14 protein-coding genes are annotated in these 12,108 nt (G+C 43.1%); 1 reads left to right on the top strand and 13 read right to left on the bottom strand.

What is annotated here, in order from left to right; all coding sequences use genetic code 11:
• Positions 1–9: 9 nt before the first annotated feature.
• The 12 genes from G6N79_RS04205 to G6N79_RS04150 all read right to left on the bottom strand — a co-directional run bounded on the left by G6N79_RS04205 (position 10) and on the right by G6N79_RS04150 (position 9,582).
• The gene (locus G6N79_RS04205; RefSeq protein WP_103905608.1) at positions 10–513 is read right to left on the bottom strand and encodes an NADH-quinone oxidoreductase subunit C; all 504 of its coding nucleotides are present in this window, start codon (positions 511–513) and stop codon (positions 10–12) included.
• Entirely contained in the window at positions 506–1,060 is a 555-nt protein-coding gene (locus G6N79_RS04200; RefSeq protein WP_103905664.1) for an NADH-quinone oxidoreductase subunit B, read from the bottom strand. The genes G6N79_RS04205 and G6N79_RS04200 overlap by 8 nt, the downstream gene beginning before the upstream one ends.
• A gap of 40 nt (positions 1,061–1,100) precedes the next feature.
• A complete protein-coding gene (locus G6N79_RS04195; RefSeq protein ID WP_103905609.1) occupies positions 1,101–1,481 on the bottom strand; it encodes an NADH-quinone oxidoreductase subunit A in 381 nt (126 codons plus the stop codon).
• A 400-nt stretch (positions 1,482–1,881) separates the two neighbouring features.
• The gene (locus G6N79_RS04190; protein ID WP_103905610.1) at positions 1,882–3,621 is read right to left on the bottom strand and encodes a tetratricopeptide repeat protein; all 1,740 of its coding nucleotides are present in this window, start codon (positions 3,619–3,621) and stop codon (positions 1,882–1,884) included.
• A gap of 27 nt (positions 3,622–3,648) precedes the next feature.
• Complete coding sequence (locus G6N79_RS04185; protein WP_103905611.1) at positions 3,649–4,596, bottom strand: PstS family phosphate ABC transporter substrate-binding protein; 948 nt, start codon at positions 4,594–4,596, stop codon at positions 3,649–3,651.
• Between the two features lie 31 nt (positions 4,597–4,627).
• Complete coding sequence (locus G6N79_RS04180) at positions 4,628–4,867, bottom strand: hypothetical protein (protein ID WP_103905612.1); 240 nt, start codon at positions 4,865–4,867, stop codon at positions 4,628–4,630.
• 5 nt (positions 4,868–4,872) lie between these two features.
• Positions 4,873–5,754: an energy transducer TonB gene (locus G6N79_RS04175; RefSeq protein ID WP_103905613.1), complete on the bottom strand. Its 882-nt coding sequence runs from the start codon at positions 5,752–5,754 to the stop codon at positions 4,873–4,875.
• A 23-nt stretch (positions 5,755–5,777) separates the two neighbouring features.
• Positions 5,778–6,335, bottom strand: a complete 558-nt coding sequence (locus tag G6N79_RS04170) for an ExbD/TolR family protein (RefSeq protein WP_103905614.1) — start codon at positions 6,333–6,335, stop codon at positions 5,778–5,780.
• 10 nt (positions 6,336–6,345) lie between these two features.
• On the bottom strand, positions 6,346–7,002 hold the full coding sequence (locus G6N79_RS04165) for an ExbD/TolR family protein (protein ID WP_103905615.1): 657 nt from the start codon (positions 7,000–7,002) through the stop codon (positions 6,346–6,348).
• Positions 7,003–7,101: 99 nt separating this feature from the next.
• A complete protein-coding gene (locus G6N79_RS04160) occupies positions 7,102–7,935 on the bottom strand; it encodes a MotA/TolQ/ExbB proton channel family protein (RefSeq protein ID WP_103905616.1) in 834 nt (277 codons plus the stop codon).
• Positions 7,936–8,351: 416 nt separating this feature from the next.
• Entirely contained in the window at positions 8,352–8,702 is a 351-nt protein-coding gene (locus G6N79_RS04155; RefSeq protein ID WP_103905617.1) for a translation initiation factor, read from the bottom strand.
• A 4-nt stretch (positions 8,703–8,706) separates the two neighbouring features.
• Positions 8,707–9,582 (bottom strand): diacylglycerol/lipid kinase family protein, encoded by an 876-nt coding sequence (locus G6N79_RS04150; RefSeq protein WP_103905665.1) that lies wholly within the window; start codon positions 9,580–9,582, stop codon positions 8,707–8,709.
• Positions 9,583–9,805: 223 nt separating this feature from the next.
• Here G6N79_RS04150 and metK point away from each other — a divergent pair, with 223 nt between their 5' ends.
• Positions 9,806–11,059 carry a methionine adenosyltransferase gene (metK, locus tag G6N79_RS04145; RefSeq protein WP_103905618.1) on the top strand — a complete coding sequence of 418 codons (1,254 nt, stop codon included), beginning with the start codon at positions 9,806–9,808 and terminating at the stop codon, positions 11,057–11,059.
• 140 nt (positions 11,060–11,199) lie between these two features.
• Here metK and fabD read toward each other — a convergent pair whose 3' ends face one another.
• Positions 11,200–12,084: an ACP S-malonyltransferase gene (fabD, locus tag G6N79_RS04140; RefSeq protein WP_103905619.1), complete on the bottom strand. Its 885-nt coding sequence runs from the start codon at positions 12,082–12,084 to the stop codon at positions 11,200–11,202.
• Positions 12,085–12,108: the final 24 nt, after the last annotated feature.

The raw sequence follows: 12,108 nt of genomic DNA, 5'->3' as shown, positions 1-12,108 counted from the left end.
ACTGTCAGATTAACGCCCGAAATAAAAGTCTTTCTTGTCCACGCGATTCGGGTCTTCCAAAGGATATTCCTTACGCATTGGGAAAACACCCAGGTCATCCATGTTCAGGATCCTGCGCAGATCGGGATGCCCCGCAAAATCGATCCCGAAGAAATCGAATGTTTCGCGTTCCATCCAGTTCGCTCCATTCCATAGGGAAGTCGCACTTGGGATGCTCGGGTTATCCTTCTCCAGGAATACCTTGATGCGGATGCGTACATTGTGCACCAAACTGTGCACATGGTAAACTACGGCGTATGGCTTCTCCAACTCCGGATAATGAACCGCTGTGATATCCGTTAGGTATATAAACGCCAATTGTTCATCGGTTTTGATGAACTCCAGGATATCCAATATACTTTCTTTTGCTGTTTCCAGGGTCAGCAAGCCCTTCGGTTCTGAAATATTATATACCTGATCAGCAAATCGCGACTGCAATTTTTCGATCAGCACTTGATTAGTCAACTTATCCATTATCTGTTGCGATTCCGTACTTTTCCAATAATGCTTTATACTCTGGTGTATTTCTCCGGTTCAGGGATTCGTTCTTAACGATATCCTGCAAGCGGAGAACGCCATCCAAGATCGCTTCAGGTCGCGGAGGGCAACCTGGTACATAGACATCCACGGGGATAATTTCGTCAATACCCTGTAGAACGGAGTAGGTGTCGAAAATACCGCCACTGGAGGCACATGCGCCCACGGCGATTACCCATCGTGGCTCGGCCATCTGGATGTAGACCTGTTTCAGCACGGGCGCCATTTTCTTCGCAATCGTTCCCATGACAAGCAGCATATCCGCCTGTCTTGGGGAGAAGCTCGGACGCTCTGCACCAAAACGTGCCAAATCATAAGTAGATCCCATCGTGGCCATAAACTCAATACCACAGCAGGATGTAGCAAATGGCAACGGCCAAAGTGAATTGGCCCGCGCCAGACCAATGGCTTTATCCAAGGTCGTCGCAAAAAATCCCGCCCCTTCAACTCCTGGAGGCGCATCTGATAATGTGATGTTACTCATCTTAATGTATATTAGCTTGATCAACACGCAGCATGGCGTACTAATCCCAATCCAATGCCTTCTTTTTAATAATATAGATGAAGCCCAAAAGCAGGAGCCCCATGAAAATAAACATCTCGATCAACCCCTGCACACCAAATTCACGGAAATTTACCGCCCAAGGGTACATGAAGATCACCTCGATATCAAAAATTACGAATAAGATAGCAACCAGAAAATACTTAATGGAGAACGGTTGACGCGCATTTCCAATCACCTCAACACCAGACTCAAAAGAACCCAATTTCTTCTCAGTCCGCACTTTCGGACCGATCATGTGGGTAGCAATAATGGTTGTAACACCGAATCCTACAGCTACAGCTAATTGAATTAGAATAGGGATATAATCTATAGGCGCACTTTGCCCGGCTAGTTCGTTCATATCTTAGTTTATTCGTATTAGTAGTCTAACAAAATTAACAAAATATGTCAATATAAAAAGTGCTGCAACCCACGACATTAAGGCTTTTTGCTATTTTGAATCATTATAAATAATCTCTCCCCAAAAGAAACTTTAGCACCCCTCACCGCACCCTTTCCTTACCCTCTTCAGTGATCATCAACCATTCCCCCCACTATTTCTTGCCGACAACAAAAAAAAGAGAGCCGACAAAAACCAACGCTCTCTATTTCTAACCCTATAGCCCAGACATCTCTATACCATACCCCAAAGTCCCATCCAACTCCCGGCATAGGTCTCACATCTCACATCTCCCATCTCAATACTAAAATATAAAACAAGAAAAGGGCCGCAAAACTTGCGGCCCTTTCTTGTTTTATTATTAAAGTGCTTCTACCATTGACTTTGCGAATTCGTCTTCTGGTTTCAACTTCAATGTTTCACTGAAATGTTGTTTTGCTGTTGCATTATCTTGTTTTAGGTATGCATTGTAACCTAAGTAGTTATGCGCATCAGCAGCGTATGTTTTGTTAGTTTCATCATCTGGTTTTCCTGATGCTGCGATTGCAGTCAACAATTGTTTGAATGAATCAACGAACAAACCTGTAGATTTTTCAGGAGCATACATTACGTTATCCAATGCAAGCTCTGATAAACCTTTGTAGTATAACGCAGGGATTTGATATTGCTTCAATTTCTCTGGGTTATCTGCTTTTGTTACGATAGCTAATGCTGCTACAGCTGCATCCAAGTGCGGTTTTGCCTCAGCCATTTTCGTTGCAATCTCTTCTGGAGTCGGTTGGTTCATAGTAACCAATTTAGAACCGATTCCGTACTCGATTTGACCTTTGTAGTAGTTCGCATCGTAGTAGTACTCAGATTTCGGGTTAGCAGCAGGGATAGCAAAGATTTTTGCTGCCACTTCTGTTTCACCTTCTTGGAATTTGGAGAATGCAGTTTCTGCGATCTCTTCATCCAAGTTCTCATCTTCAGTTTGTTTCTCAACCGCTTTAGCTAGGTATTCAGATCCTTTAGCAGCATCACCTGTGATGACATTTGCCAAACCTGCGTACAAGTAGTCACGTCCGATCAAACGAGCAGTATCTACCTCTGCGAACAATTTGTTCATGCTTTCCAAAGATTTCGCATAATCTTTATCCTGCAAGAAGGAAATATAACCTAAGTAACGGTGTACTTTAGCATCAACGCCAGGTACATTCGCCAATTGGCCTGCTACTTCTTTCAACTCATCGTAGTTACCAGAGTATACCAAGAAGTCAGCGTAACGTACTTTCGCTTCTACAGAGTTATCACCAGTTAAAGACAAGTATTTCTTGTAGTTTTCTACTGCTTTTTGGTTGATTTCACGGTATTGCTCTTCCGGAGCTTTGATTGAAGACAAGTAATAAGTCTCTGCCAACTCACGGTAGATTGGTCCGTACTCTGGGTTCTCACCTGCTAGCGTTGTCAATTGCTCAAGAACCACATCGTAAGCCTGTGCTCTACGGGAAATGATCGCCTGACCGATTTTTGGTGCCAATAAATTTGGATCCAAGGTCATCGCATCACGGTAAGCCACGAATGCAGGGCTACTTTCACGTAATCCAGCGTATGCATCACCCAATGCTGTAGGGATCAATGCATCCTTTTGGTTCATTTCTTTCGCTCTTGTCAAGTACTCAACCGCTTTTTTATAGTCTGGTTTTGGTGAATCGATGTAAGCTCTACCAATGTAGTACAATGGAAGATAATCTTTCTTGCCTAAGCCAGTTGTTGCTTCTGCGAATTTAGTCTCAGCTGCGCTAACATTGCCTTTTTCAAGATCAACGATACCCAAACCGATCGTGTTCAATTTTTCTTTTGGTGCATTTGTTACACCCTCTTGGAATACAATCTGTGCCGAATCCACTTTATCATTGATCAAGTGAATCTGACCCAAGTAAAAATAGTTCTCACCATCTTTGGCCTTTTTCTGTACCAAGTTCTGCAACATGCCTTTTGCTTTGTCGTATTGCTCAGCTTGCAATGCAGCTTTTGCATCTTTCAAACTCTGAGCTTCTGCTGTACCTGTGGCAACAGCACCTGCAAGTAAAAGGCTTAAAAATAATTTGCTGTTTGTCATAATCTCTTATTTACTCTTTGTTATAAACTAATTTACGTTTCCGTCTCTAATGATAATTTCCCGACCAGGCATTGTTGCGGGCAACAACCCTGATTTAAGAACGATTCGCTGCCCACGATCCCCAGTTAGAAATGCTGAAAAACCAATTCCTAAGCCCATATTCGGTTGATAGTTCAACACATAAAAATTTGTCTCCAATGGGTACTCGTCTGTGGCAAAAGTTGACTGCGATGGCTTGAAATATCCAAGTTCCTTACCATCTTTCAAACTTTGAAGGCTTAAGATACGAATTTTATTTTCTTCTCCAAACAACCTCCGGTATTCTAAATACTGCCCATAGGATACTACACCTATGCTTTTAGGGTCCGATAGCAATTGTTCGAACACCTCTTTGGAGGTCTTCTGCGGTTTTACCGAACGCCCTGAAATACGCGCTACCTTTGTCAATTCCTTCACCCGGCGAACCGTACTGGAATTCAGGTTGTCAAAGACCAGGGTATACGCATCAGATTCACCTTTTAACACAGATGTTAACGTTTTAACATCGATTGCAGTATCTGGCGCTGTGATATTATTTACAAAAACCACACCATCATGGTAAATCGGGAAAACACGAGGTTTTATTTTACGCTTATTGAACCCTGCACTCTCTTCAGTACTCAATTCTCTTGCCAAAATTGCAATGGAGCCTTTTCCTTGAATCAACGCATTGATGGCTTCGCGTTCCGGAAGTGCCAACACGTTAATGTTCGACCCTTCATAGGAAGTCTTGTAGACCTCAATTTGTTCATTCACGATGGGCAATGCCGCCTCATCGACGATAATCGTCGCTTCACCGGTTAACAGTTGTCCACCTCTCCCTGCATTTGCCGTCGTGTCTTGTCCATCGCCGGAACGCTCCGGTCCACGGGCACACGATGCCACAAAAGCTAGGATCGCAATTAGGATGAGATATTCAAAGAACTTAACCTTCATACTAACTTTGATTGTAATAAAACAAATAGGATTAATTGTTCCTGAAATTATTTTGCCATAAGCGGGCAAAACGCATAAAGGAATAGACGATTAGGAGAATGCCGAATAGCTTTTTATAGGTTGGGTCAATGGTGATGGGGAAATTGTCCCAGAAAATGATCACCATCCCAAGGGTAAAATAAAAAGCGAACATGGCCAGCCCTAAAATGGACAGAAATCGCTGTGTGGGCGATTTCTGTCTAAAATTATTTCTTGTTGGTTGTTCCGACATAGGGATTACATATTCGACAAGTCTAAGCGGATAGGCAATGAATAACGAACCGGAACTGGACGACCGTTCTGTACGGCCGGTTGCCATTTCTTGGACTTCTTCAATGCAGTGATCGCTGCTTGTCCTGTACCATAGGATACATCCTTAACAACTTTGATATCTGTCAGGTTACCATTTCTGTCGATAACGAAAGATAACTCTACAGTACCTTTCACACCGGCGTCCATAGCTGCCTGTGGATAAACGAAAGCAGATGTTACGAATTTACGGAACTCATTGATACCACCTGGATAAGATGCAGGTACCTCAACCGCCTCGAAATCGTATACTTTGTTGGGGTCACCATCTGGTGTACCTTTGGTACTACCGGTGATCGCACCTTCTACTTTCTTCGGACCGAACTCCCCAGTTGGAACACCAGAAGCACCTGGTGTACCTTTCAAGGTAATACGCGCCGGAGTTGCGTTTTTCTCTTTAATTTCTTCCTGAGATACAACCTCCTCTTTCACCTGTCTTGCATCGACAACCTTAGGCTCTGGGAAACGGATTAGGTCTTCCGCAGGTGGTTCCTCTGCAATACGTTGAGGTGGCTCCTCTTCTTGAGGAAGTGGTTCCTCTTCTTCCGGTGGTTCAGGAAGCTCCAAGTCCTCCAAGGTTACCGGTGTAACAACTTCCACTTCTTCAACGGGTTTCTCAGGAAAAATATTGATGTTGAATGCCTTTATTGCTACGAAAGCAAGTACGACAGCCGAAACCGAAAACAAAGCAATATTGGTCGCCTTTGGCGCATACTTACGCAATTCGTAAGCTCCATATTCTTTATTTCTATTCTCGAAAACGACGTCAAGCCATTCTTTCTTAAATAAATCTAATTTTGAACCAATCATGTTTTTCCTAATTATCTGATGATTTAATCGTTATAGATTCCGTTGGTTTTCAAAACCTCAACTTCTTCAGGTTTGATCTTCGAAATCATGAAACGCTTCACATCAGTGATTTTCATTTCATCTAATATGTCAACGAGGTTACGCTGAACAGACTTGTCACTTGGACGGATTACGACAATTAAGTCTTTTCCACCTGACACCTGAGGAACCTGTGCTTTCTTTTCAAGCACGATCTTACGGATTCCTTCTTTGCTGTAGTCTACTACGGCAGGTGCAGAGATTGGATTTGCTAATTGGCCATAATACCAAGCGATCTTGTTATCTGACCCTAACAATAAGGTGATGGAACGGTTATCCGCGATTTCGATCTCGGGATTCAATTCATTCTTATCCTTATTCTTATCAGGCATGTTCACGTCCATAGCTTGAGGCTTGTTCAAGGAAGTCGTAAGCATGAAGAAGGTAATCAAAAGGAATGCTAAATCCACCATCGCGGTTAAATCTACACGTCCCCCGTTTTTCTTCGACCTTACTTTGCCGCCTTTTTTGCCGCCGCCGCCGTCTTGATTTAATTCTGCCATTTCTTAATGCTTATTTTTCCTGACGTAAACCTGTAACGAAACTGAACTTGTTCTGTTTCTGGTTTCTCAGGGTTTCAATGATCAAATTCATTACTGCGTATTTCTCTTCAGCGTCCGCTTTGATAGCTACGGTCATTGCGCCCGGGTTTGTGAAGTTTTTGTCTTCAGACTCACGATCACGGTTGAACTCAACTGTCGCTAGACGAGCTTGCTGAACCCAGTGGTACAATTCATTTGACAGTTCCTCGGTACTATCAACCGGAATTCCAGGCTGTACCTCGATGGTACGTTTTGCCGGCTCCAGGGATAATAATGCGCGAACCTGTTTGAATGGCACACCGAAATCCTCTAAGCTCTTGAACTTCTTATAATCTTCCTCTGAGAATGCAACACCGTATTTGGCAGACATGTTCTTCAAGGTCATTTCCCGCACATTCGGGTTTTTGATCGTGAAGAATACTTTTCCGTTATCCCCAACCGTGATGATCGATAAGTTATCATCTGGCAATTTGTCCAAGGTTGTGGAAGCAGGAGTATCTACCATCAGTGTCTCAGGTTGACGCGCCGTAGCGGTCAATACGAAGAAGGTAAGAAGTAAGAAAGATACGTCACACATCGCCGTCATGTCGATGACTGTGCTGGCTCTTTTTACTTTTGCTTTTCCCATTTCTTTACTTCTTTAAGGTGAACACTCTAATTCGTTTTAATAATGATGCGGAAGGGTTGAACATTGCATAAAAATAATTCAACTTTTTTCCGAACCTTCTTATTTGTGGTTTGCAGCGTATGTTTGTACGATAGAGAAACCAGCTTCGTCAATAGAGTACGTTAATGTATCGATCTTAGAAGTTAAGATGTTGTAGAAAATAATCGCAATAGTAGATGTACCGATACCTGTTGCCGTGTTGATCAAGGCCTCAGAGATACCGTTTGCTAATTGTGCCGAGTCAGGAGTACCACCAGTTGCCAAAGCCGAGAACGCCTTGATCATACCTGTTACCGTACCTAATAGACCTGTTAATGTACCGATGGAAACTAACGTTGCAATAACTGTTAAGTTTTTCTCTAACATTGGCATTTCTAATGTAGTTGCTTCTTCAATTTCTTTTTGGATAGCCAATACAGATTTTTCTGTATCCAAACCTGGATGAGCTTCTACATCTTTGTATTTTAAAAGACCAGCTTTGATTACGTTCGCAACTGAACCTTTTTGTTTGTCACATTCTGCAATCGCAGTGTCGATGTTACCTGATCTCAATAATCCTTGTACTTTTCTTACAAAGTTACCTACGTTTCCAGTACCAGATGCTTTACCGATAACAATAAAGCGCTCGATTGAAAACACCCATACCATTAAGAATAAACCAAGTAATACAGGTACAACGTAACCAGCGTGGTAAACCATTCCTAAATAGTTTCCTGGAAGAGGTCTGTTTTCTACATTTCCGTCAACGAAGTTGCTAGGATCACCCATCACAAATTTGTAAACCAAGAAACCAATTACTAGACAAATGATAATTGCTAAACTTGCAAATAGATTACCCGCGTTGCCACTCTCTTGTTTAGCTGGGGCTGTAGTAGTTTTTGGTGCGTTTGCCATTTTTTACTAATTTTTAGATTTTTTACTGTTGTTTAATTATTAAGTTAAATTCAATTTTATGCAACCTAAATGCCGTTATATTACATAAATTCAAAACAAATATAGCATTTTCTATTAAAAACAAAATTAATTTGAAGATATCTGATTTCTTAACTTTTAGGCTGTGCTACCTACTCATTGATGTTCTTCAGCAGTTCTCAAATCAATGCTTTATTTGTCGTATCACATAACGGTTGAATATTCCATATTTTTTACAATGAAAACCATTTTTTTTTTGATATGCAAATTATCAAATCGTTAAATGTTAAAAATAAGTGAGGGTTTACTTACTATATTCCTGACCCTCATCACCCTATTTTCCCCATTTATGGCTACTATTTCTTTGTTTTTTAATCGTTTACGGCAGATTACCATTCCTAACCCCCAAACGATTTAACTTGGTACTTTTCAGAAAGCAAATATTGGATAATTTTTTCCTTAAAATCACCTTGTATCAATATTTCACCCTCTTTCGCACTTCCCCCAACGCCACATTTCTGCTTGAGCACCTTCGCCAATGCCTGCAAATCCTCATCCTGACCAACAAATCCGGTAACCAATGTAACTACCTTTCCCTTGCGCGCTTTCTTATCCAAGCCAACCTTAAGTTTCTGCTTTTCGTTTGGCAGGGTATCCAAATCAGCAGCACCCTCGAAATCTACATAATCAAAATCCGATGCCGTTGAATAGACAATTCCCTCAAATCGCTGTTTCTTTTGCTTGCTCATAACTTTAACATATTATATTTAATGCCTGCTGCTCGACGGTGATCTCCACCCGTTGGCCCAAATCCATCGGTTCGCCATCCAAATGTACGGGCGCCTTCCCCTCCTGCTCGATGCAGATCTGCTTGCCGGGGATGATCTCCACATATTCCGACTGATCCGCCGTCTTATTAAAGAGGTGAAAGATCATCATCGGTAAAGTATATAACGGAAATTTATGCACGACACATACATCCAAGAGGCCATCATTGATGGAAGCATTGGGTGCTATGTAAGCGTTATTGCCATACTGTGGGGAATTGGCAACGGAAATCATGAACGCCTCGCGTTCGTATTCCTTGCCATCAATCTTCAGTTTATATTTCTTCGGTTTATAGCCACTGATCACATTGAGTACCGTCCGCAAGTACCCGATCGGGCCCCTGACAGTTTCCGATGCGAAGCGATCGCTAACGGAGGCATCGAAACCAATCCCCGCTATGTTGAAGAAGCAACGTTCGCCGATCCGGCCACAATCAATCGCCATGGTATCAAATCGGTTGATCCGGCGCAATGCCGCGGATTCGTTCATCGGGATACCCAAATAATACGCCAGCCCGTTTCCGGAGCCTTCAGGCACGATTCCCAATGGCATATCCGTACCCGCAAGGGCTGTACCGATCTCATTGATCGTCCCATCGCCACCAACCGCAACGACCGCATCGTACTGCTCCTCGATCGCTGAAATCGCCAGCTCATGGGCGTGGTTAGCATGATTCGTGATCTTAAAGGTCGGGTCGAACCGGTTCAGATCAAGCACTTCTAAGACCTGTTTGTTGAAAGCTGTTTTCTTCTTTCCACCCGATACCGGGTTGATTACAAACAGTATGCGCTTCTTTCTCATTTCCGTCATTTAATCCGCTAAAGATAATAATTTGAATGAAATACTTTTTAAATAATGCAAAGTATCGTAGCTTTGTGCCACACAAAATGTGGACTGATTTGCATTTTGCATTATATCAATGTAAATGGGAGATTGCAACCACAGTAAAAAAGTGCTAAAACCATTCGGGACAAATGATTTTTCACCTACTGTCGGCATTTCCCTCCAATACGTTTAAAATAATATGGCATATTTATTTACTTCCGAATCTGTTTCTGAAGGACATCCTGACAAGGTTGCAGACCAAATTTCGGACGCTTTGATCGACAACTTTTTAGCTTGGGATGAAGATGCGCGTGTCGCTATCGAAACGCTCGTAACAACGGGACAGGTTGTCCTAGCTGGAGAAGTCAAGTCTAAGATTTACTTGGATGTGCAGAAAATTACAAGACAGGTAATCGAGAAAATCGGATATACTAAATCCGAGTATATGTTCGAAGCGAATTCCTGCGGTGTGCTCTCGGCTATCCATGAGCAATCTGCAGATATCAACCAAGGTGTTGACCGCCTGACCAAACAGGAACAAGGCGCTGGCGACCAAGGTATTATGTTCGGGTATGCGAACAACGAAACCGAAAACTACATGCCCTTGGCATTGGACCTTTCCCACCGTTTATTATACGAACTTGCCGCGCTAAGACGCGAAAATGAAGAGATAACATACCTTCGCCCAGATGCGAAATCCCAGGTAACACTGGAATATGATGACAACCACAAACCTGTCCGCATTGATACCATCGTGATCTCAACGCAGCATGACGACTTCGGTAGCGAGCAGGAAATGCAGGATAAAATCAAGACTGACATTATCAATATCCTGGTTCCGCGTGTCAAAGCGCAGTTGAAACCGGAATTACAGGCTCTATTTACCGATGAGATCAAATATCACATCAACCCAACTGGAAAATTCGTTATCGGTGGTCCACATGGCGATACTGGCCTAACGGGCAGAAAGATCATTGTTGACACGTATGGCGGTAAAGGTGCGCACGGAGGTGGTGCATTCTCCGGAAAGGATCCGTCCAAGGTAGACCGTTCTGCAGCTTATGCTACCCGCCATATCGCAAAAAATTTGGTGGCAGCAGGTGTAGCTGATGAACTGTTGGTGCAGATTTCCTACGCCATTGGTGTAAAAGATCCTATGGGTATCTATGTGAACACGTTCGGCACAAGCAAGGTGGACAAAACGGATGGTGAGATTGCTAAGATCATTGCTGAACTATTCGACATGACACCTTACGGCATCGAAACACGTTTAGGATTGCGCAACCCAATCTATGCGGAAACCGCAGCGTACGGACATATGGGTAGGACACCTAAAACCGTTACCAAAACCTTCGAAAATTCAAACGGCGAATCAAAAACCGTCGAAGTTGATCTTTTTACCTGGGAAAAACTGGATTATGTTGACCAAGTGAAAAAAGCATTCGGTTTATAAGAAAAGAAGCTCTTTAATATAGAAAAAGCTGTATCGCATACGAGATACAGCTTTTTTTGTATATATAGTCGGAACGGCAGATAAAAGCAAACAGCGCCCCGCTGTTGCGAGGCGCTGTTCTTGTATTTTTATATAGATACTTAAATCGCTGCCGAAGAGGTCGGGATCTGGCGGTTTACTTTCTTCACCAAACCTTGCAGTACGGCACCAGGGCCAACTTCCACAAAGTTTTCTGCACCATCTGCCAACATCGTCTCTACAGATTGCGTCCAGCGTACGGCACCAGTCAATTGTGCAATCAGGTTATCCTTAATAGCGGTAGGATCTTGGTAAGGTAGTGCGTCGTAATTCTGGTAGATCGGACAAACCGGAATCTGAATTTCCACATTTTCAATGGCCGCCTGCAGCTCTTGTTTCGCAGCTTCCATCAATGGCGAGTGAAATGCACCGCCCACATTCAATTTCAGTGCGCGTTTCGCGCCAGCTTCCAGCAATTTCTCGCACGCCATATCCACACCGGATACGGAACCCGAGATCACCAATTGCCCCGGACAGTTATAGTTCGCCGGAACAACGATATCATCTACCTGCGCACAGACTTCTTCTACGATAACATCATCCAGCCCTAAGATGGCAGCCATGGTACCCGGCTCCAATTCGGTCGCTTTCTGCATCGCATTTGCACGCTGTGCCACTAAACGAAGGCCATCTTCAAAAGTTAATGCACCAGCGGCAACTAAAGCTGAGAATTCACCTAGGGAGTGTCCCGCAACCATCGCCGGTTGGAATTGATCCCCCAATGCTTTCGCCAAGATAACCGAATGTAAGAATATAGCAGGTTGTGTTACTTTCGTCTGTTTCAGATCTTCCTCTGTTCCTTCGAACATTAAATCTGTAATGCGGAAGCCCAATATTTCGTTTGCCTTCTCAAAAAGGGCTTTCGATTCTTCATTACTCTCGTACAGATCCTTGCCCATTCCTACGAATTGCGCACCTTGACCTGGAAAAATGTATGCTGTTTTCATATACAATAGTTTATATCAACAAAA

This window comes from Sphingobacterium lactis (assembly GCF_011046555.1).
GTDB lineage: Bacteria > Bacteroidota > Bacteroidia > Sphingobacteriales > Sphingobacteriaceae > Sphingobacterium > Sphingobacterium lactis.
This window is presented reverse-complemented; position numbering and strand designations above follow the sequence as displayed.